17 protein-coding genes and 1 rRNA gene are annotated in these 21,950 nt (G+C 37.5%); 16 read left to right on the forward strand and 2 right to left on the reverse strand.

Annotation, left to right across the window (positions count from 1 at the left end; translation table 11 throughout):
* Positions 1–21: 21 nt before the first annotated feature.
* Positions 22–1,527 carry a catalase gene (locus tag ACQKIM_RS04560; RefSeq protein WP_427539723.1) on the reverse strand — a complete coding sequence of 502 codons (1,506 nt, stop codon included), beginning with the start codon at positions 1,525–1,527 and terminating at the stop codon, positions 22–24.
* Positions 1,528–1,975: 448 nt separating this feature from the next.
* Positions 1,976–3,436, reverse strand: a complete 1,461-nt coding sequence (locus tag ACQKIM_RS04565) for a helix-turn-helix domain-containing protein (protein WP_427539726.1) — start codon at positions 3,434–3,436, stop codon at positions 1,976–1,978.
* 257 nt (positions 3,437–3,693) lie between these two features.
* Here ACQKIM_RS04565 and hutH point away from each other — a divergent pair, with 257 nt between their 5' ends.
* The 16 genes from hutH to ACQKIM_RS04645 all read left to right on the forward strand — a co-directional run.
* Positions 3,694–5,208: a histidine ammonia-lyase gene (gene hutH / locus ACQKIM_RS04570; protein ID WP_427539729.1), complete on the forward strand. Its 1,515-nt coding sequence runs from the start codon at positions 3,694–3,696 to the stop codon at positions 5,206–5,208.
* Between the two features lie 21 nt (positions 5,209–5,229).
* Positions 5,230–6,900 (forward strand): urocanate hydratase, encoded by a 1,671-nt coding sequence (hutU, locus tag ACQKIM_RS04575; protein ID WP_427539732.1) that lies wholly within the window; start codon positions 5,230–5,232, stop codon positions 6,898–6,900.
* Positions 6,897–8,168, forward strand: a complete 1,272-nt coding sequence (gene hutI / locus ACQKIM_RS04580) for an imidazolonepropionase (protein ID WP_427539735.1) — start codon at positions 6,897–6,899, stop codon at positions 8,166–8,168. The genes hutU and hutI overlap by 4 nt, the downstream gene beginning before the upstream one ends.
* Before the next feature lie 253 nt (positions 8,169–8,421).
* A complete protein-coding gene (locus tag ACQKIM_RS04585) occupies positions 8,422–9,138 on the forward strand; it encodes a GntR family transcriptional regulator (protein WP_427539738.1) in 717 nt (238 codons plus the stop codon).
* A 158-nt stretch (positions 9,139–9,296) separates the two neighbouring features.
* Positions 9,297–10,073 (forward strand): transporter substrate-binding domain-containing protein, encoded by a 777-nt coding sequence (locus ACQKIM_RS04590; protein ID WP_427539741.1) that lies wholly within the window; start codon positions 9,297–9,299, stop codon positions 10,071–10,073.
* A 29-nt stretch (positions 10,074–10,102) separates the two neighbouring features.
* Positions 10,103–10,759, forward strand: coding sequence for an amino acid ABC transporter permease (locus ACQKIM_RS04595; RefSeq protein ID WP_286927221.1), 657 nt, complete (start codon positions 10,103–10,105; stop codon positions 10,757–10,759).
* Positions 10,756–11,478 (forward strand): amino acid ABC transporter ATP-binding protein, encoded by a 723-nt coding sequence (locus ACQKIM_RS04600; RefSeq protein WP_427539745.1) that lies wholly within the window; start codon positions 10,756–10,758, stop codon positions 11,476–11,478. The genes ACQKIM_RS04595 and ACQKIM_RS04600 overlap by 4 nt, the downstream gene beginning before the upstream one ends.
* A 109-nt stretch (positions 11,479–11,587) precedes the next feature.
* Complete coding sequence (locus tag ACQKIM_RS04605) at positions 11,588–12,574, forward strand: hydroxyacid dehydrogenase (protein WP_427539748.1); 987 nt, start codon at positions 11,588–11,590, stop codon at positions 12,572–12,574.
* Positions 12,575–12,595: 21 nt separating this feature from the next.
* The gene (dapA, locus tag ACQKIM_RS04610; RefSeq protein WP_427539751.1) at positions 12,596–13,483 is read left to right on the forward strand and encodes a 4-hydroxy-tetrahydrodipicolinate synthase; all 888 of its coding nucleotides are present in this window, start codon (positions 12,596–12,598) and stop codon (positions 13,481–13,483) included.
* 56 nt (positions 13,484–13,539) lie between these two features.
* The gene (gene pruA / locus ACQKIM_RS04615; RefSeq protein WP_427539754.1) at positions 13,540–15,087 is read left to right on the forward strand and encodes an L-glutamate gamma-semialdehyde dehydrogenase; all 1,548 of its coding nucleotides are present in this window, start codon (positions 13,540–13,542) and stop codon (positions 15,085–15,087) included.
* A gap of 171 nt (positions 15,088–15,258) precedes the next feature.
* Positions 15,259–16,059: an NUDIX domain-containing protein gene (locus ACQKIM_RS04620; protein WP_427539756.1), complete on the forward strand. Its 801-nt coding sequence runs from the start codon at positions 15,259–15,261 to the stop codon at positions 16,057–16,059.
* A gap of 81 nt (positions 16,060–16,140) precedes the next feature.
* Positions 16,141–16,695, forward strand: a complete 555-nt coding sequence (locus ACQKIM_RS04625) for a cysteine hydrolase family protein (protein ID WP_427539759.1) — start codon at positions 16,141–16,143, stop codon at positions 16,693–16,695.
* A 23-nt stretch (positions 16,696–16,718) separates the two neighbouring features.
* A complete protein-coding gene (locus ACQKIM_RS04630; RefSeq protein WP_427539762.1) occupies positions 16,719–18,182 on the forward strand; it encodes a nicotinate phosphoribosyltransferase in 1,464 nt (487 codons plus the stop codon).
* 27 nt (positions 18,183–18,209) lie between these two features.
* Positions 18,210–18,824, forward strand: coding sequence for a nicotinate (nicotinamide) nucleotide adenylyltransferase (gene nadD, locus ACQKIM_RS04635; protein ID WP_427539765.1), 615 nt, complete (start codon positions 18,210–18,212; stop codon positions 18,822–18,824).
* A 164-nt stretch (positions 18,825–18,988) separates the two neighbouring features.
* The gene (locus ACQKIM_RS04640) at positions 18,989–20,842 is read left to right on the forward strand and encodes an SLC13 family permease (protein WP_427539768.1); all 1,854 of its coding nucleotides are present in this window, start codon (positions 18,989–18,991) and stop codon (positions 20,840–20,842) included.
* A gap of 814 nt (positions 20,843–21,656) precedes the next feature.
* Positions 21,657–21,950 (forward strand): 16S ribosomal RNA (locus ACQKIM_RS04645); the annotation flags it as partial.

Genomic DNA, 21,950 nt, shown 5'->3' on the forward strand with positions numbered 1-21,950 from the left:
ATATCAATAATAAGTGGAAAATTAAACGTTAGTTGGTTGTTTTACGTATGGGTTAGCAAGATCCATACCTTCTAATGAAAGACCCATTGCTTTTGCAACACCCTCACCATATGCTGGATCAGCTAAATAGCAGTGAAGAATGTGGCGGCGCTTGATGAACTCTTCAACAGATGCCATATCATTTGCTGTATTTTCGAATAGACGTTGTTGTTCTTCTGCAGTCATAAGGCGGAATAGTTTACCTGGCTGCTCGAAATAGTTGCTATCATCTTCACGGAAATCGTGGATACCTGCGTGACCATCAATACGTAATTCTGGCTCTTTATAATCTAAGTTGTGCTCCCACTCACCGTAGCTATTTGGTTCATAGCCTAAAGTTGAACCAAGGTTGCCGTCAAAACGCATAGCGCCATCACGATGGAAAGTACGGAATGGACACTTTGGTGCATTTACTGGAAGCATATAATGATTCACACCTAAGCGGTAGCGTTGCGCATCTGCATAAGCAAAGATACGTCCCTGTAACATTTTGTCTGGTGAGAAGCTAATACCAGGAACAATATTAGATGGCGCGAATGCTGCTTGCTCAACCTCAGCAAAATAGTTGTCTGGGTTTTTATTTAATTCGAATTCACCTACAGGAATTAATGGGAAGTCTTTTTTATACCAAACCTTTGTTAAATCAAATGGGTTATATGGTAGTTCACGAGCTTGTTCCTCAGTCATTACCTGAATGTACATCATCCATTTAGGGAAATCGCCTTGTTCAATGGCACCATATAAATCACGTTGGGACGATTCACGGTCTTTACCGACTACATCCTCTGCTTCAGCACCTGTTAAATTTTTAATGCCTTGTTCTGTGCGGAAGTGGAATTTTACCCATACACGCTCGTTTTCAGCATTGATAAAGCTATACGTATGAGATCCAAAACCGTGCATATTACGGTAACCAGCTGGAATACCACGGTCAGACATTACTATTGTGACTTGGTGGAGTGCTTCTGGTAATGAAGTCCAGAAGTCCCAGTTTGAGTTTGAGTTTTTCATATTTGTACGCGGGTCACGTTTTACCACGTGATTTAAATCAGTAAAATGTAATGGGTCGCGGAAGAAGAATACAGGCGTATTGTTCCCAACTAAATCCCAGTTACCTTCTTCTGTATAAAATTTAAGGGCAAAGCCACGAATATCTCGCTCAGCATCTGCTGCACCACGTTCACCTGCAACTGTAGAGAAACGTGCAAACATTTCTGTTTTCTTTCCAACCTCTGAGAAGATTTTTGCTTTTGTATATTGAGTAATATCATGCGTTACAGTAAAAGTACCAAATGCACCTGAACCTTTTGCGTGCATACGACGCTCAGGAATAACTTCACGGTTGAAGTTTGCTAATTTTTCAACTAACCATACATCTTGAAGTAAAAGAGGACCTCTTGGACCTGCTGACATAGAGTCATGGTTGCTTACTACTGGAGCGCCACCTGCTGTTGTAAAACGACGGCTACGATCATTTGCGTTTGTCATAATAGTTTACCTCCTGAAAAAAATTGTGAGTCAAACTCTTCATCAATAACTATAACAAATACAAACTAGAATTGCTAGTACATTATAATAATTATCGTTAAAGAATTTTTATTGTAAGATATAAACTATTATTTTATGTGGAGAGTAGTAGAATTATGCAAAATTACATTACCCAAACGCAGATTTTTGAAACAATATTAGAATTAAGAAAAGGAGATGAAATGCTTTTAAATCGTAATTAGGATGATTTTTTTCTCTATTATGCTCAATTAAAGTAGACTGTAATCTAAAATTGCGCATTACACTTCCATCACACAAACACATTCTATTGAAATATCATTCTCGATTTTTAGTGATGCATCGATATGCTTGTATACTAAATATAATGTGAATAAATCACTGTTTTCATTGACAGAATTGAAAATAGGATATGCTAAATGAAAATTCATTAATAAGTTTTCCGATAGCGATTGGGTGTTATGCCTATCTGCTGTTTAAAAATCTTAATGAAATAATTTGGATCTTCAAATCCATTTAATTGTGCAATCTCACTAATAGCAAAATCTGTATCCACAAGCATTTTCGTAGCATTATGAATCCGAGCCTGCTGTAGGTAACGTTTAAAGGGCAAGCCTTGCTTCTTTGAAAAAATCGTACTTAAATAATTGGGGCTAATCCCTAATTTATGGGCAACGAAGGGTAAAGATAACCTGCTATCCTGAAATTGTTGATTGATAATTTCTATTGCCAGCTCTACATAATCAGTTCTTTTCTCCACTCTTGCCTCATGAGCCAGCTCAATAAGCCTTTGTGTAAATGAAATGATGCCATTTAGTATGGTATAAAAAATAGGATGTTCGATAATTAAATGAAAAAGTTGTCGGTAATGTTGCTCGATAGCCGCTTTCTCATGCAATTTATACTTCAGCATGAAGCGGCGAATTTGCGCTAAGACACTAGTTAGATGAATACGTAAGTCATCTTGCTCATAATAAATTCCTTCATTGGATAGCTGATATAAAAATGTTTTAACGGCCTCAAGATCGCCTTCCTCTAAACTACTAATCAGTAACTGTTGCTCCTCTGGTGTTAACAAAGGATCAAATGGCTGTGCTTCGAGTTGTTTACTCGCATAAAAAATATGCCCGAATCCCTCGTAAAAGCTTTGATGAAGGGCACGCTTTGTGAAGATATACATATTTTTAAGAGTTGTAGGTTCTCCATCATATATCCCAATATTTATGGAGCTATTGCTTGTTAGGCGCCATTCCTTTATCAGCGTACGTACATCCTTTTCCACAATCTTCATATCATTTGTTTGAAATAAGCAGACGATACTATCAGATAATGGGTAGACTTGCATATGATAGTGAATTGCTGTTTGCTGCAGCCAGTTAAATAGCTTGTTCAATGTTTCTAACTGTTCAGGCTCAATCATTGTAAAATATATAGTCGCCTCAATGGAGCTAGGCTTACTATCTATAAATAACTGATAATAGAAGGATTCTTCTGAAGTTTCCTCAACAGTAGCATTATTTACTTGTGGTGTACGAAGGGAGATAGTTGTAAGCTTTTGCTTCAATACCTCTAAATCAATAGGTTTTACAAAAAGGTGCTGTACCTGTAGATCAATGGCTTTTAACGCATTTTTAAATAAGGGCTCTGTTGTCATTGCTAAGATCGCCCCAGAATATTTCTGAAAAACATGATTTAGAGCAGTTAAACGATTATTTGGGAATAAGTCAATATTCAATAGGATTACATCAGGCTCGAATTGCTGAATGCATTGTGGTGCCTCCGACATACTGGCGCACATTTCAATTGATACATCTCCAGGAAAATATGTATGTAAAAACCAACGAATACCAGAAAGCTCTGCAGGGTCTCGATCTATTAATAACAACCTCATCACAATCAACCTTTCATAAAATAATCCTGTTTCGTAAAAAAGTACGATTATATTCATAAAAATAACATAAAAATCTGAGGAAAATCATGTTTCTTGCATTAAAATTCTCTATTTTCTGAAAAAAGTAGTTAGTACAATGTAAATAGAGTAATCTCCATTTAATCTTCTTACAGAAATCGTTTTCAGCGTGAAAGTGAAAAGAGTTAATGGATTAAAAATATTTTTACACAGCCATAAAGGGAATAGGGGGATGTCATATGAAGTCAATCATCGAGCTTGATGGCAAAACATTAACTAGAAAACAAATAGAGGGAATTGTTAAAGGTCATGCAACGGTAACGCTATCTACAGAAAGTGTGGAGCGAATCCGTTTGAGTAGAGAGCGAATTGAAAAACGTTTAGCTGAAGGGCAAACGATTTATGGTGTTAATACAGGATTTGGAAAACTAAGTAATATAAAAATTGAAGAGGAAGATATTGAGCTTTTACAGCTGAATTTATTGCGCTCAGATGCAACAGGTGTTGGTGCACCGTTTCCAACGGATGTTGTACGTGCAATGATGGTTTTGCGTGCCAATGCTTTAGCACGTGGTTTTTCAGGTATTCGTCAAGAAACAGTCCAGCTATTAGTGGATTTCATTAATAAGGGTGTGCATCCAATTGTACCGTCTCAGGGTTCAGTTGGAGCCAGTGGGGATTTAGCACCATTATCGCACCTTGCTTTAGTGCTTGTAGGTGAGGGTAAGGCTGAGTTTAATGGAGAGGTACTGAGTGGTGGTAAGGCATTAGAGAAAGCCGGATTAACGTCTGTTCGACTACAGGCGAAAGAAGGGCTGGCGCTTGTGAATGGCACTCAAGCAATGACAGGTATTGGTGTGTTAACAGTCAACGAAGCTGAGCGCATAGGGCTAGCGGCAGATATGGCAGCAAGTTTAACGCTAGAGGCCTTAAAGGGGATTACATCAGCGTTCGATCCGGCGCTTTTAGCAGTAAGACCACATCCAGAATTAGAGCTGGTAGGTGGAAGAATTCGTAAGTGGCTAGAAGGAAGTAAACGGGTGACAAAGCAAGGTGAGATACGTATGCAGGATGCCTATTCATTACGCTGTATCCCACAGGTACACGGTGCATCCTGGCAATCATTCTTCTACGCTCAAGATCGTGTGCAAACAGAAATGAATGCAACGACAGATAATCCAATTGTTTTAGAAAATGGGGAGGTACTATCTGGAGGACATTTCCATGGTCAACCAATTGCCTTAGCAATGGACTTCTTAAAAATTGGTGTGTGTGAGTGGGCTAATATTTCCGAACGTCGAACAGAACGGATGGTAAACCCACAATTGAATGAAGGCTTACCGCCATTTTTAGCGACAAATCCTGGTATAGAATGTGGTTTAATGATTGCTCAATATACAGCTGCTTCAATTGTATCTGAAAATAAAGTATTGGCACATCCTTCAAGTGTGGATTCTATTCCAACATCTGGTAACCAAGAGGATCATGTGAGCATGGGAACAACGTCAGCCCGTCAAGTCCGACAAATTGTGCATAATGCTGCTCGAGTGATTGCCATAGAAATGATTTGTGCGTCACAGGCCATTCATTTAGATCAAGCAGAGGAGCAGTTATCTCCGACAACACGAAAGTACCTAGAAAAAGTGCGTGAATTTTGTCCACCGTTATTAGCCGATCAACCAATTGGTGATGAAATTGAGGCATTAGCGAAATATTTATTAGATAGCGATGATTTAGTGGAATTATCTAAATAAAATCAAAGGGGATGGATCGTTATGAAAACAACAACAAATATTCGTGCACCACGGGGAACGACATTATCGTGTAAAGGTTGGACGCAAGAAGCTGCAATGCGTATGCTAATGAATAATCTAGATCCAGAAGTAGCAGAGAATCCGGATGAGCTGATTGTTTATGGTGGTATTGGGAAGGCTGCCCGCAATTGGGAAAGCTATGCACAAATTATTGCTTCTTTAAAAGAATTAGAGAATGATGAAACACTTCTGATTCAATCTGGGAAGCCAGTAGCTGTGTTCCGTACACATGAGCATTCTCCACGTGTGCTAATTGCCAATTCGAATCTAGTACCTGCATGGGCAAATTGGGATCATTTCTATGAATTAGAAGATAGAGATTTAATGATGTATGGTCAAATGACTGCGGGCAGTTGGATTTATATCGGTGCTCAAGGAATTTTACAGGGCACTTATTTATCATTTGTAGAAGCAGGGAAAAAAGTATTTGGCACTGCGGATTTACGTGGCAAATTCATTCTTACAGGTGGTATGGGCGGTATGAGTGGTGCACAGCCATTAGCTGGGAAAATGGCGGGAGCTGTGATTCTAGTAGTAGAAGTGGATCGCGCCCGCATTGAGCGTAAAATAAAAGAAGGTTACTGCGATTACATTGTAGAGACAGTGGACGAAGCGATAGCATTAGTCAATAAATTACGTGATCAAAAAGAGCCAGCTTCTATTGGTCTTGTTGGTAATTGCGCAGACATTAATCGTGAACTACTGAATCGAGGGATTATTCCAGACTTTGTGACGGATCAAACATCTGCACATGATCCGATCAATGGGTATGTACCAAACTGCATGACATTTGAGGAAGCGCTAGAGCTGCGTAAAACAGATGTGAAAACATATGAGCGAAAAGCGAAGGAAACTATGGCAGAGCATGTTCGTACAATGCTAGAGTTCCAAGAGGCTGGTGCAGAAGTATTTGATTATGGCAATAATATTCGAGCATATGCCAAAGAAATGGGTGTAACAAATGCCTTTGATTTCCCAGGCTTTGTACCGGCTTATATTCGTCCGTTGTTCTGTGAAGGAAAAGGGCCATTCCGCTGGGCAGCGCTTTCAGGAGACCCTGAGGATATTTATAAAACAGACGCACTTGCAAAAGAGATGTTTGCTGAGGATGAAGGTCTTGTGAATTGGATTAATATGGCTCAAAAAATGGTGAAATGGCAAGGGCTACCTGCACGTATTTGCTGGCTAGGCTATGGAGATCGTCATCGCTTTGCATTAAAAGTAAATGAAATGGTGGCGAATGGTGAATTATCTGCACCGATTGTTTTTGGACGTGATCATTTAGATTCAGGATCAGTGGCATCACCAAATCGCGAAACAGAGGGAATGCTGGACGGTTCGGACGCTGTTTCAGATTGGCCGATTTTAAATGCCCTTGTTAATACAGCGAGCGGTGCCAGCTGGGTAAGTGTTCATCATGGTGGCGGTGTAGGAATGGGTTATTCACAGCATGCAGGTCAAGTGTTAGTAGCAGATGGATCAGAGCTCGCTGCAGAGAAAATTGCACGTGTGTTAATTTCAGATCCAGGGATGGGTGTTGCCCGTCATGCGGATGCAGGCTATGACATTGCAATACAAACAGCGAAAAACAAAGGTGTGCATATACCAATGTTAAAGGATGATGTGAAGTGACCATTTTAATCAAAAATGCCAATGAAGTCATTACATTAAAAAATAATGTTCAAGGACCACGCACAAAGGAACAAATGCGAGAAATTGCAGTTGTTGAAAATGGCAGTGTCCTTATTGAGGAAGATCGTATTATAGCTGTTGGGGAGTTTGACCAGCTTGCAGTAAATTTCCCTAATTTAGTCAAGAAAGCAGATATCGTTGATGCTTCTGGTAAGATTGTTATGCCAGGCTTGGTGGACTGTCATACGCATTTAGTACATGGTGGGACACGCGAGCAAGAGTTTAATATGCGACTCAATGGTTCTACCTACATGGAAATTATGAATGCAGGTGGTGGGATTCACGCCACAACAAAGCGTACACGTGAAACTAGTTTTGAAGATTTATATGCAAAGACGATGCAGCACTTAGATGTATTTTTAAAGCATGGTGTGACAACAGTTGAAGCAAAATCGGGCTATGGCTTGGATTGGGAAACGGAAAAGAAACAGCTGGAGGTAGCCAAAAAATTACAAGCAGCTCATGATATTGATGTCGTTAGTACTTTTATGGGAGCACATGCAGTACCGCGAGACTATAAGGGGCGTGAGGATGAATTCGTTGATATTGTGATTCATGACATGCTACCAAAAGTAGCGGAGCTAAAACTGGCTGAATTTAATGATGTATTTTGTGAAAAAGGCGTCTTTACACCGGAGCAATCACAGCGTATTTTAGAGGCTGGAAAAGCATTTGGTTTAACGCCAAAAATTCATGCTGATGAAATTGAGCCGTATAAGGGAGCAGAGCTTGCTGCACAGGTAGGAGCAATTTCAGCCGAGCATTTGCTGGTTGCCTCTGATGAGGGGATTCAAAGTATGGCTAAAGCGGGTACGATTGCTGTATTGTTGCCAGGAACTGCATTCTTCTTACGTGCACCATTTGCAAGGGGGCGTCTAATGATCGATGAAGGGGTACCTGTAGCGATATCAACAGATTTTAATCCTGGATCATCGCCAACAATGAGTCTACCTTTTATTATGAATTTAGCTTGTATGCATATGGGAATGACACTGGAGGAAGTATTAACTGCAACAACGATTAATGCTGCATACGCAATTAATCGAGGCGAACAAATTGGTTCACTTGAGGCAGATAAACAAGCTGATGTTGTTATCTTAGATGTTGCTAACTACAAACAACTTCAATATTTCTATGGCATGAACCATACAAATACTGTTATTAAAAACGGGCGAATCGTTGTGCGAAATGGTATTTTTTTAAATTAATAAATAAATGGAGCATTGATTAAGTACGTTATTAATGCTTCCAGTATATACTTTTTACAAATAAATAAGATGTTTTAATCCCTTCAGTTTACTACTGGAGGGATTTTTTTAATGATTAAATTTAAAAAATAACTATAATTAATTAATGTACCATGCTTAGTATAAAAATATACCCTTATGTATACTTAGTATTATAAGTATTTGTAAAAATAATGAATTATAGGGTATTATATTCTAAAAAGAAGTGGGGTAGATGATTATTCAAACGAAACCTGCATATCAAAAAATTTATGACACAATTAAGCAAGAAATTGCAGAGGGCAAATATCTTGTTGGTGATATTTTACCTTCAGAGGCTGAACTGGAAAAAATGTTCAAGGTAAGCCGTACACCAGTAAGAAATGCGCTAAAGCAGCTTGAAAATGACAAAATAATTCATAGAGTTCAAGGGAAGGGTTCTTTTGTCAGCAACCAACAGCCGAAACAAACATGGACTAGTATGTCTGGCTTTAGAAACCATTATTCAAACGATTGGGAAAAAATATCTGTACGGACAATTGAAATTAAAAAGGTGGTCAATCCACATTTTGCTAAGCTATTAAAACTAGAAGAGGATACAGAAATCATTTATTTAAAAAGAATTAGATATTTAAACAATCAACCAATGTTTTTCTTAGAGCATTATATCCGCCCTGTAGTATCCTCTAATGTTTATCAAGAAAATACAGCAATTTCTTCTGTACAACAACTACTAAAAGAGCAAGTCAATATCGATATCGTTGAAGTAGAGGATGAAATAGAGGCGGTTATTGCGACTCCTTATATTGCAGGTGCTTTGCAAATACCAGACACGACAGCCGTGTTAAAAGGAACAAGAATATCTTATGCAAAAAATAAGGTTCCTATGGATTTAAATATATTCTATATAAATACAGATAATTGGAAGTACTATTCTTATTTTAGATACTAATGAATTAACCATCCCGTTTGATATTGTAAATTTAAAAATTAAATTATTATAATACTTAGTATTATAAGTTGTTGACATCCTTAGTGCTATAACTTAATATTTAATTATTCGCTATTATCAGAATTAACAAAATAAATGCGAGTAAAGGGGATGTCGTAATGTATAAGATGAAAAGGTTGTTATTTTTATTAGGGACTATTGGGCTGTTGTCCATAATTCTCGTGGGGTGTAGCAAAAGCAACTCTAATGCAGGTGCTGGTGGTGGCGAAAAAATAAGCGTAGCTGCTTTAAATAACTATCCACCTCTAATTTTTAAACAGGATGGTAAATTAACTGGCTTCGAATATGATTTATTGCAAGCGGTTGCAAAAGTAGAAAATTTAGAGTTGGAATTTAAAGAGATGAAATTTGATGGTTTTATTCCAGGCTTACAATCTAATCAGGTAGATATCGCTTCTTCACTATTAATACGTGAAGAACGAAAGGAAGTTGTAGACTTTTCAGAAATATTTTTGAACTCCGGATTAGTGCTTGCTGTAGCAAGTGATAGTTCCATCCAATCCTTTGAAGATTTAAAAGGAAAAACAATTGTTGCTACACAAGGTTCTACGACATTTGAAAAGGCAAAGGAATTAGCAGATAAATATGGTGGAAAAGCGAAGCCACTAAAAGAAACAGATGCGCTTTATTTAGATGTAGAAAATGGAAATGCAGATGCGCTTGTGCTTAACTCCCCAACAGTTGAGTATCGTTTAGCGGTAGATGGTGACAATACGAAATTCCGAATTGTGGGAGAGCATATGACAGTCGATGAACATGCTTTTGCAGTCAAAAAAGGGAACAAAGAGTTAGTAGATAAGATTAATGCTGGTTTAAAAACAGTTAAGGACAATGGGGAATATGACAAAATCCATGAAAAATGGTTTGGTAAATAAATATAGTTAATGTGAAGTGAGGTGTTTTAATGGAAACAACATTCAAAGTTATGACAGATGCACTGCCTTATCTTCTGCAAGGTTTATATATGACGCTATTAATATCCATTTTATCAATAATTTTCTCACTTATAATTGGGCTAATTGCGTGTTTTATGAGGATGTCAAAGTATGCAATTTTACGTTATCCTGCAGCAATATATGTTAATCTTATTCGCGGAACACCAATACTAATTCAAATATTATTTATTTACTTTGGTGCACCAACAGCTTTGGATATACATCTTTCGGCTTTTACAGCAGGACTGATTGCCATAAGCTTTAATATTGGAGCTTATAATACAGAGATTTTCCGTGGAGGAATCGAATCAATTGGTAAGGGACAAATGGAAGCAGGAAGATCCTTAGGTTTCTCTTATGCTCAAACAATGGCTTTAATCATTTTACCACAGGCTGTACGACGTATGATTCCGTCATTTGTGAACCAATTAACGCACGCGATTAAAGATACATCGATGCTGTCAGTTATCGGAATAGCTGAATTAACAATGGTTGGACAATCCATCTATGCGATGAATTTTAGATCCTTTGAAATCTTAACAATGGTAGGATTATTCTACTTTATCACCATTTATACTGTTTCCCTTATTTCTACTAAGATGGAACGGAGGTTTGTGATTACATGATAAAGGTTAATAGTCTATCTAAATCCTTTGGAGATTTACAAGTTTTAAAAAATATTAGCACAGAGATTGCAGCTAAAGAGGTTGTTTGTATTATAGGTTCATCTGGTTCAGGTAAAAGTACATTTTTAAGATGCTTGAATCTTTTAGAAGAACCGAGTGGTGGCGAAATTATTGTAGAAGGCGAAAATATTATAGATAAAACCGTTGATATTAATAAGCTTCGTCAAAAAATGGGGATGGTTTTCCAGCAATTTAATCTGTTTCCGCAAAAAACTGTTATTGAAAATATTACATTAGCACCAATAAGACTCAAAAAGAAAACGAAAGAAGAAGCTGAAAAACAAGCGATGGAGCTGTTAAAAAAAGTGGGTTTAGCAGAAAAAGCAACTGCATATCCCTCTAATTTATCTGGTGGACAACAACAGCGTGTTGCGATTGCAAGAGCCTTAGCAATGGAGCCACATGTAATGCTATTTGATGAGCCAACGTCTGCACTGGACCCTGAAATGGTTGGAGAGGTTTTACGGGTTATGAAACAATTAGCACAAGAAGGAATGACAATGGTCATTGTCACACATGAAATGGGATTTGCCCGTGAAGTAGCCGATCGAGTTATTTATATTGATGGTGGTAATATAGTGGAAGAAGGAAATCCTAGAGATATTTTCACAAACCCATCTCATGAAAGAACAAAAGCATTTTTATCAAAAGTATTATAAAAACTAATGGAGTCTTTCTGTTGATAAACAAAGACTCCCATTCTCGAAATTTTTTTACACTAACTTAGTATACTAAGTATCATAACTTTGTCTTTGAAGGAGAAATTACATGACAAAAACAGTCCTATTAATTGAACCAACGATTCGACCGAATGGTGTTGAGTACTTGACTGATCATTTTAATGTAGTGTTGGCACCCAATGGTTCAGAGGCGACCATTATAGACTATATAAACAAACATCAGGCACATGCAGTCATTGTTAGAACAGAAAAAATTACAAGAAATATTTTAGAAAGCTGCCCCTCCCTTGAGGTAGTAGGAATGCATGGAGTCGGGCTAGATAATATAGATGTTCCAAGTGCAACAGAAACTGGAATAGTTGTGTTGAATGCACCGTCCAGTAATTACACCTCTGTTGCAGAGCATGCGGTGATGTCTATTTTAGCTTTAAGTAGGAACTTAAATATTAGTGATTCTAAAGTTAGAAACAATGAATGGCATTATAGAGAAACCTATTTTCCTATGGAAGTGAATGGAAAGACACTTTTAATCGTAGGAATGGGAAGGGTTGGACAGGATTTAGCTAAAAAAGCAAAGGCATTTAATATGAATGTTTTAGGGTTTGATCCGTTTGTTACAGAATCAGAGATGCAGCTACATGGTGTTGTTAAAACCGATGACTTAAATATGGTTCTTCCAATATGTGATTTTATCTCTTTACATGCACCACTAACGAAAAGCACATATCATTTATTTTCTGCTAAGCAATTTGAGTTAATGAGAGATTCAGCATTTGTAATTAATTTAGGAAGAGGCTCATTGATAAACGAACAAGCATTATATAGCGCCTTAGTTACTAAAAAAATAGCTGGTGCAGCGTTAGATGTTTTAGAGCATGAGCCTCCAAATAGTGATAACCCTCTTTTTACATTGGAGAATGTAATTTTTACACCGCATTTTGGTGGCGATACATTAGAGGCAAAAGATAGATGCTCTGAATCGATAACACAAGAAGTTGGTGTTGTGTTAAATGGAAAAATATCAAGAAATGTAGTAAATCCACAAGTATTGGGTAATGCAAAGGCTTATAAATAACATTTAAAGGAGATTATTAAAATGAAATTTAATGGAATTATGACAGCGTTAGTAACACCTTTACATCAAGATGGGTCTGTTGATAAACAAAGCTTCGCAAATTTAATCGAGGATCAACTAAATAATAATATTCATTCTTTACTTGTATTAGGTGGAACAGGAGAATATGCTGCGCTCAATATGGAACAGCGAAAAATTGCTATTGATGTTGCATTAAGTACTATCAATGGTCGTGTTCCAGTAGTAGTAGGATTACTTTCTCCAGGATTAGGTGACAATGTGGAATTAGGTAACTATGCAAAACAAGCTGGTGCGGACGCTGTAATGATTGTGACACCATATTATGTAAGTCCGACTAAACAAGGTTTTATCGAATATTATGAAGCGATTGATAAATGCTTAGATATGCCTATTATCCTCTATAACATTCCATATAAAACAGGCATTCATTTGGCAAATGATACAGTAAAAGAGATTGTTGAAAATGTACCAAATGTAGTTGGAATGAAAGTTTGCTCGGATAATATAGGTGATGTCCTTGAGCTACTTCAAACTGTTGGTGATAAAATTTCCGTTCTTTGTGGAGAGGATTTCAGAGCAGTGTCTTCATTTATTGCAGGAGCACCAGGGGCTATAACAGCTAGCTCTAATCTTATTCCAGATGTATGGGTGAAGATTTATGATTTAGTTCAAGAGAAAAACTACGATGAAGCAGTAGAACTGCATAAAAAGTTTTTCCCATTAATGAAGACGCTATATAAAGAAGGAAATCCAGGCCCTTTAAAAGCTGCTTTAAATTTAATCGGTATACCTGTTGGTTCAGTTTCAGTGCCGTTAGTAGATGCTTCATCTAGTGTTGAAGTAGACCTTAAAAATAAATTAACAGAGCTGGTTGTGCCCGTAAGATAAGGATTCTAATTTTTTCAGCTCAATAAGCTGAGTAGATAACAATATTGGAGGTATATATGGTAGTAGTGTATAGGCATGAGCCGTTTACTGATTTTGGTGTTGAAGCTAATCGATTAGATTATTTGAATGCTTTACAAACCGTTGAAGGGTACTTAGGGCAAGATTACGATTTAGTGATTGGTGGAGAGCGAATTACCACAGAGGATAAGATTATTTCCTACAATCCTTCCAATAAAAGAGAAGTGATTGGACGTGTATCGAAGGCGAATAAAGAGCTAGCTGAAAAAGCTATGCAAGCAGCTGTTCAAGCATTTAAAACGTGGAAAAAAGTGAAAGCTGAGTTTCGCGCAGATGTTTTATTTAAGGCTGCTGCAATTATTCGCCGCCGTAAGCATGAATTTTCAGCATTGCTAACAAAGGAAGCGGGTAAGCCATGGAAGGAGGCAGATGCAGACACAGCAGAAGCCATTGATTTCTTGGAGTATTATGGTCGTCAAATGCTTTTAATTAAAGACGGCTCACCTGTTCAAAGTCGTCCAAATGAATTTAATCGTTATGACTATATTCCATTAGGAGTGGGGATTATTATCTCGCCTTGGAACTTCCCATTCGCTATTATGGCTGGGACAACAGTAGCGGCAATTGTGACAGGTAATACAGTATTATTAAAGCCAGCCTCCACTACTCCAGTGATTGCTGCTAAATTTGTTGAAGTGATGGAGGAAGCAGGTCTTCCTAAAGGTGTTCTTAACTTCGTGCCAGGAAGTGGCTCAGAAGTGGGGGATTACCTTGTTGATCATAAAGACACTCGATTTATCAGCTTTACAGGTTCACGTGATGTTGGTCTTCGTATTTTTGAACGTGCTTCGAAAGTGCATGATGGACAAATTTGGATAAAACGTGTGATTGCTGAGATGGGTGGAAAGGATACAATTGTTGTTGATAAAGAAGCAGACCTTGAATTAGCAGCGACTTCGATAGTATCTTCTGCATTTGGCTTCTCTGGTCAAAAATGTTCTGCATGTTCTCGTGCAGTTATTGTAGAAGATGTATACGATCAAGTTCTGAAACGTGTAGTAGCGTTAACAGATGAATTGACTCAAGGTGATCCAACAGACTATTCAAACTACATGGCAACAGTAATTGATCGGAATGCGTATAATAAAATCATGGATTATATTGAGATTGGTAAGCAGGAAGGAAGGCTGTTGACAGGTGGAAAAGGCGACGATTCTATAGGCTACTTTATTCAGCCAACTGTATTTGCTGATCTTTCTTCAGAGGCAAGAATTATGAAGGAAGAAATCTTTGGACCAGTAGTTGGCTTTACGAAAGCAAAGGATTTTGATCATGCAATTGAAATCGCCAACAATACAGAATATGGCTTAACTGGTGCAGTGATTACAAATAACCGTGAGCATATTGAAAAGGCTCGTGAAGAATTCCATGTCGGAAATCTTTACTTCAACCGTGGTTGTACAGGCGCTATTGTTGGTTATCAGCCGTTTGGTGGATTTAATATGTCAGGAACAGATTCAAAGGCTGGTGGGCCAGATTATTTACTTCTTCATTTGCAAGCAAAAACAAGCTCAGAAATGCTTTAAGGCTTTATAATAACCTTGCATTAACCAACCATTTGTCGATGATTTTAAAGGCAAATGGTTGGTTAATCTTAGTTATAAAAGAGTTGCAATTATTAGTATTTACGAGTATCATTTTGTTAAATAGTAATTATATAATTACAAATTACTTCAATAAAATAAAGGAGTTTTTCAATGTCAAAATTCCGTAGTGAAGAAGAAGTGCTTGCAAACTATGATTCTTCAAAATATCAAACACCTGATGGCTATACCGCAGATATTGCTATTTTTACAATTGTCTCAGAAAAAAAAGAGGAAAAAGCACCGCCAAATATGACGCTAAAGATTATGCTCATTAAACGTGCAGCAAAGGATGCTGAAGGAAATCCGAATATTGAAGGCGGTAAATGGGCACTACCAGGAGGTTTTATAGATGCCAGTCAAAAGGAAACAGCTTATATCGCTGCAAAAAGAGAGTTAAAGGAAGAAACAAATGTAGAGGGTTTACATATACAACATTTTGGTGTTTATGATGGAATTGATCGAGATCCTCGTGGTTGGATGATTTCAAATGCCTTTTACGCCATTGTTCCAGAAATATTTATTGAGCAACGACAGGCAAACGATGACGCTGCCGAGGTGGAGCTATTTGATATTGAGGAGGTATTTACCCTTCAGCTAGCATTTGATCATCGCCAAATTATTACCGATGCTTTGGAATTTATTAAAAGAGATATGATACAAACAACAGTTGCTAAAAATTTTTTACCACAAGAGTTTACTTTGTCTGAATTACAGCGAGTGCTTCTGACAGTTGGAGAAGATTCTCGAATTTCAAATGATTCCGTATTCTTTACAAAGGCACCCAAACTATCTTTTATCGAAAGGGTACTGGATGAGGAAGGGAAGCCGAAGAAAACGAAACGAAATTCTTTCAGACCTTCACAACTATATACATTTAATGATTTTGAAATTGTTGAGTCCATTTACCATTAGGAAAGATTCGTCTTTCCTGATTATTTTAACAAATGTAATTTGTAATTATAGTATTACTAATTAATGGAATGGAGTGATGAAATGATGAAAAAGAGAGCTTTAATTAATATTGATTACACGGTGGATTTTGTTGCCACAGATGGAGCTCTAACTTGTGGAGAGCCTGGACAGCTGCTTGAGCGGGCAAACTTTGACTTAACAAAGGAATTTATCGAGAATGGTGAGTTTACAGTATTTGCAATAGATGTTCATGAAGAAGGGGATGTTTATCATCCTGAAACAAAGTTATTTCCACCTCATAATATTCGTAATACAAAAGGTAGAGATTTATATGGAGCTTTAAAAGCGTTATATGAATCAAATAAAGAGCAGGACCATGTCTATTACCTTGATAAAACACGCTACTCTGCCTTCGTAGGGACAAATTTGGAGTTGAAATTACGTGAAAGAGAAATTACTGAGCTTCATTTAATTGGGGTTTGTACAGATATCTGTGTTCTTCATACAGCGGTAGATGCTTATAATAAAGGATTCCAGATTGTAATTCATAAAAATGCTGTTGCATCTTTTAATCAAACAGGGCATGAGTGGGCGTTAAGTCATTTTGAGCAAACACTTGATGCTACTATTATTTGACCAACAAGAATGGAGGGTAGAACATGAAATATGCAGATGATAGCTTCATGTTACACACAGATTTATATCAAATTAATATGGTTCAAACTTATTGGCAAGATGGTGTTCATCAACGTAAAGCTGCTTTTGAGCTATATTTTAGAGAAATTCCATTTGGCAATGGTTATGCGATATTCGCTGGTTTAAAAAAAGTGATAGAGTTTATAAATAATTTTAGATTCTCTCAAAGTGATATTCAATATTTGCGAGAAGAGAAGAAATATCCAGAGGAATTTCTACAATACCTACAGGATCTTAAGTTTACAGGAACTATTAAGGCGATGAGGGAGGGTGAGCTAGTTTTTTCCAATGAGCCGATCCTACGAATTGAGGCACCATCGGCAGAGGCCCAGTTAATTGAAACGCCATTGTTAAATATTGTGAACTACCAAACACTTATCGCGACAAAGGCATCACGTATAAAACAGGTGACAGGTGAAGATGTCGTGATGGAGTTTGGTACCCGACGTGCTCATGAATTTGATGCCGCAATTTGGGGAACTCGTGCAGCTTATATTGGTGGATTTTCAGCAACAAGTAATGTAAGGGCAGGGAAATTATTTGGTATTCCAGTGTCAGGAACACATGCTCATGCGATGATTCAAACTTATCGAGATGAGTATACTGCGTTTAAAAAATATGCAGTGTCACATAAAGACTGTGTTTTCTTAGTAGATACCTATGATACATTACGCTCAGGCGTTCCAAATGCAATTCGTATAGCAAAGGAATTAGGAGAACAGATTAATTTTGTTGGTATCCGTTTAGACAGCGGCGATTTAGCCTATCTTTCGAAAATGGCAAGAAAAATGCTAGATGATGCAGGTTTTACAGAAGCAAAAATTATGGCATCTAATGATTTAGACGAATATACTATTATGCATTTAAAGTCACAAGGGGCAGAAATTGATGCTTGGGGAATCGGTACTAAGCTGATTACAGCCTATGATCAGGCAGCCCTAGGTGGGGTATATAAATTAGTTTCTATTGAAAATGAGAGTGGAGAAATGGTCGATACAATTAAAATTTCAGCAAACCCTGAAAAAGTGACTACTCCTGGTCGCAAGCGTGTTTACCGTATTGTTAATAATGAGAATGGTCATGCTGAAGGTGACTATATTGCATTAGATGGGGAAAACATTAAGCAAATAGAGCGATTAAAAATGTTTCACCCTGTTCATACGTATATCAGTAAAATTGTTACGAACTTTACAGCGATAGAGTTACATGAAAGCATCGTAGAAAATGGGGAAGTTGTGTATGAGGAACCTCCTATCCAAGAAACACAAGCATATGTAAATAAAAACTTACAATTGTTATGGTGTGAGTACAAACGAACGATGAACCCAGAAGAATATCCTGTCGATTTAAGTCAAGCCTGTTGGGACAATAAAATGGCAAGCATACAGGCAATAAAAGACAAGATTTCTTACGGGATGAATACTTAAATGTAAAAGAAATAGGAGGGAGACACGATGGCGAGGATAGGTATTTATGGTTCGTCCTTTGATCCTATTACCAATGTTCAGCTTTGGACAGCTAGCACGGTTGCGCACCGCTGTAAATTAGATAAGGTTATTTTTTTGCCTTGCTCGAATAAACGGAAGGATAAAACAATAAAAACAGAGGATAATCATCGCTGGAATATGCTACAGCTAGCAATTGCCAAGGATGATCGATTTATTGCAGATTCCTATGAAATGATTCAAGAGGGCTGGAATATTTACACATATGACACCATGAAATATTTTAGAGAAGAGCACCAAGAGGATGAAGTTCATTTTATTATGGGCGCTGATTTATTAGTGGATATTGGTGCGGGATTATGGAAAAAGGGGGACGCATTAGTAGCAGAAAATAAATTTATTGTAATGGCAAGGCATGGAATTGATATGCTATCAACAATTAGTCGTTCTCCGATTTTAAGAAACAATGATGATGGGAGATTCCATCTTATAGATAAGGGCTTAGCAATGGAAATTAGTTCAACCTATATTCGGGAAGAATTTGCGATGGGTGGTGAACCAAGATATCTCTTACCTAATGCATGTTACGATTATATTAAAGAGCATCATCTTTATCTTAAATAACTAATGTTTTTTTAATAGTGTGGTTAAGTGCCACACTTATTTTAATTTTGAAAAAATGGTGAATTTTATCATATATACTCTCCCGTAAGCTATAATAAAAATAGCAATGAAATAAAACTTTTTTGCTGTCAAAAAATATAATGATTAATGTTAGAAAGGAATTCATGAATGTGCAGCTTACATTAACATTTCTTATTTTAGGAGCAACAATTTTCGCATTTGTGACCAATAAAATACGAGCAGATCTTGTAGCTATTGTGTCACTACTGGCATTTGTCATTACGGATATTTTAACACCCACAGAGGCATTATCTGGTTTTTCAAACTCTGTAGTTTTAATGATTGCAGGGCTATTTGTCGTGGGTGCAGGAATTTTACGTACTGGTCTTGCGGGAATGGCAGGACAATTATTGCTCAAATGGTCTGGCAATAGTGAGCTGAAATTATTTGTATTACTGCTCGTTATTGTAGGATCTGTCGGTGCCTTTATGAGTAATACAGGTACTGTCGCATTAATGATGCCAATAGTTGTAAGTATAGCGATTAGTATGAAAGTCAGCCCTTCTAAGTTTCTACTGCCACTTTCATATGTAGCAAGTCTGTCTGGTCTTATGACATTAATTGCGTCACCAACCAACTTAATTGTTAGTCAATTATTAGTTGATAGGGGTTATAACAAACTTGGTTTTTTTGAAATAACACCTATAGGTATTGTTGGAATGATTGCGGGTATCGCCTATTTAGTGCTTGTACGCAATATCCTATTACCAAAGGAACAAAATCGTACCCAGACAAATGAAGGCTACAAACTTTCGCCAAAGAAAATTATTAAGCAGTATGATTTAAATAATCGTCTATTTAAAATCTCTGTTCCAGAAGAATCTCCTATTATTGATACATCATTAGCAGAATTAAAACTGCCAGCAAAGTATATGCTTTGCATGATGAAAATTCATCGCAAATCACAGGAGGGCATTAATTTACTGCCGATGACTTATCAAGAAATGGCAGGTCCAACAAGTGTTATTCATGCTAAGGATGAGCTGTATGTTCAAGGAGAAGAAGAGGACATTCGCCGTTTTGTAGAAGATTATCATCTTGAGATGCAAGGGTTAGTAGAGGGAGAGGCCGATGAATTGGTGTCAAAACATCTCGGTATTGCAGAGGTCTTGCTTACACCAAATTCAAGCTTTATCAACGAAACAGTTAGTTCTCTTGGATTCCGAGAAAAATACAATCTAAACATTATTGGTATTAATAGAAAAGGTGGATATAAGCTTCAAGATATGGTTTCTCATAAGTTGAAATTTGGAGACGCTATATTAGTACAAGGCGCATGGGATGAAATTCTTTTGTTAGCAAGAGAGACCCAGGATGTCGTAGTTGTTGGTCAGCCGAAGGAACATGCAAGTGTAGCGGCTGCTACAGGTAAAGCTGGTCTTGCTGGTATTATTATGCTGTTCATGATTATTTTAATGGCATTCGAAATTTTCCCTGCTGTTATTTCTGTAATGATTGGTGCAGTTCTAATGATATTAACAGGTTGTTTAAGAAATATGGAAGACGCCTATAGCAATATGAATTTTGAAAGCATTGTGCTGGTTGCCGCAATGTTACCAATGGCGACAGCATTAGAAAAAACAGGAGGTATGGCTATTTTATCTGATGGTATCATCAATGCCCTTGGTGATTTTGGACCTTATGGAGTGCTCATAGGTGTTTATATTTTGACAGCCGTTTTTGGTCAATTTATTAGTAATACGGCAACTGCTGTATTGTTTTCACCTATTGCAATGAGTGCTGCGATTGCAATGGATGTTAGTCCAACAACGTTTATGATTGCAGTAGCAGTAGCGGCAAGCATGGCGTTTGCCACACCAATTGCATCACCTACCAATGCGCTGGTAATGACAGCAGGGGGCTACAAATTTATGGATTTTGTAAGAATAGGTATTCCGTTACAGATTGTAATGTTTATTGTTATGATGACAGCCATCCCGTTCTTTTTCCCATTTTAACTTCTTTCAGCAAATGTTTTTTGTATCGAAAGCATAGCGGCAGATACAGAAGTCTCCCACCTCTATAGGTGGTGAGATGAATGCAAATTTAAGCTACTTTTCAGCGGGTGTCCAAACACCCGCTGAAATAGAGGAACTCAGGCTAAGATCTTCACATCCTGTGAAAACGCCTGAGTGACCGACATCGTGCTGCTGACGCTACGTTAGCACTACGCATTCGCGCAAAAAACATCTGTTGGCCCAAAGCCTCTGGCGGATGTCACGGAATCGGAAAGGAGTTAGTAAAGGATGTTAGCCTAAAATCATCACATCCATGCGATAACGGCTAACTGACCTGCTTCATGCAGGCCTAAGCACAAAGCCGATTCCGGACTCAATTATGCCGAGGCATAATTGATATGCTCGGTTTTTATACCGAGTTTTTTTGTTCCTTTTTCTAAAAAAATCTATTAATTCTTAATTAAGAAATATGATAAAATTATATTTTAGTTAGCGATATTACATTAAAACAATTCAAGAAGCAGTGATTGAAACCAAAAAAATATATAATTATTAATATAGGAAGGTTTTCTGCTTTAATAAAAAAATAAAATCTTTTTCAGTAAAAGTGTTGACCTTTTTAAAAAAGGGGTGTAGTATTATACAAGTCGCCACGGTGACACGCTAAAACAAAGCAAAACATGAACCTTGAAAACTGAACAAGCAAAACGTAATCAATCAAGTTTTTAGTAGCTAGCTTCTGCTGGTGAACAAAACAAAAATTTTGGACATCAAAATTGATGCCAGCAAAACAATTTGAGCTAATCAAATTTCTTTTATGGAGAGTTTGATCCTGGCTCAGGACGAACGCTGGCGGCGTGCCTAATACATGCAAGTCGAGCGAACAGAGAAGGAGCTTGCTCCTTTGACGTTAGCGGCGGACGGGTGAGTAACACGTGGGCAACCTACCCTATAGTTTGGGATAACTCCGGGAAACCGGGGCTAATACCGAATAATCTAGTTCACCTCATGGCGAACTATTAAAAGACGGTTTCGGCTGTCGCTATAGGATGGGCCCGCGGCGCATTAGCTAGTTGGTGAGGTAATGGCTCACCAAGGCGACGATGCG

This window comes from Lysinibacillus sp. NPDC047702 (assembly GCF_050272555.1).
Classification (GTDB): Bacteria; Bacillota; Bacilli; order Bacillales_A; family Planococcaceae; genus Lysinibacillus.

What these genes read in the sequence shown, in the direction of transcription:
- ACQKIM_RS04560 (WP_427539723.1), bottom strand. Translation starts at nt 1,527, where the DNA reads ATGACAAACGCAAATGATCGTAGCCGTCGTTTTACAACAGCAGGTGGC.
- ACQKIM_RS04565 (WP_427539726.1), bottom strand. Translation starts at nt 3,436, where the DNA reads ATGAGGTTGTTATTAATAGATCGAGACCCTGCAGAGCTTTCTGGTATT.
- hutH (WP_427539729.1), top strand. Translation starts at nt 3,694, where the DNA reads ATGAAGTCAATCATCGAGCTTGATGGCAAAACATTAACTAGAAAACAA.
- hutU (WP_427539732.1), top strand. Translation starts at nt 5,230, where the DNA reads ATGAAAACAACAACAAATATTCGTGCACCACGGGGAACGACATTATCG.
- ACQKIM_RS04585 (WP_427539738.1), top strand. Translation starts at nt 8,422, where the DNA reads ATGATTATTCAAACGAAACCTGCATATCAAAAAATTTATGACACAATT.
- ACQKIM_RS04590 (WP_427539741.1), top strand. Translation starts at nt 9,297, where the DNA reads ATGTATAAGATGAAAAGGTTGTTATTTTTATTAGGGACTATTGGGCTG.
- ACQKIM_RS04595 (WP_286927221.1), top strand. Translation starts at nt 10,103, where the DNA reads ATGGAAACAACATTCAAAGTTATGACAGATGCACTGCCTTATCTTCTG.
- ACQKIM_RS04600 (WP_427539745.1), top strand. Translation starts at nt 10,756, where the DNA reads ATGATAAAGGTTAATAGTCTATCTAAATCCTTTGGAGATTTACAAGTT.
- ACQKIM_RS04605 (WP_427539748.1), top strand. Translation starts at nt 11,588, where the DNA reads ATGACAAAAACAGTCCTATTAATTGAACCAACGATTCGACCGAATGGT.
- dapA (WP_427539751.1), top strand. Translation starts at nt 12,596, where the DNA reads ATGAAATTTAATGGAATTATGACAGCGTTAGTAACACCTTTACATCAA.
- pruA (WP_427539754.1), top strand. Translation starts at nt 13,540, where the DNA reads ATGGTAGTAGTGTATAGGCATGAGCCGTTTACTGATTTTGGTGTTGAA.
- ACQKIM_RS04620 (WP_427539756.1), top strand. Translation starts at nt 15,259, where the DNA reads ATGTCAAAATTCCGTAGTGAAGAAGAAGTGCTTGCAAACTATGATTCT.
- ACQKIM_RS04625 (WP_427539759.1), top strand. Translation starts at nt 16,141, where the DNA reads ATGATGAAAAAGAGAGCTTTAATTAATATTGATTACACGGTGGATTTT.
- ACQKIM_RS04630 (WP_427539762.1), top strand. Translation starts at nt 16,719, where the DNA reads ATGAAATATGCAGATGATAGCTTCATGTTACACACAGATTTATATCAA.
- nadD (WP_427539765.1), top strand. Translation starts at nt 18,210, where the DNA reads ATGGCGAGGATAGGTATTTATGGTTCGTCCTTTGATCCTATTACCAAT.
- ACQKIM_RS04640 (WP_427539768.1), top strand. Translation starts at nt 18,989, where the DNA reads ATGAATGTGCAGCTTACATTAACATTTCTTATTTTAGGAGCAACAATT.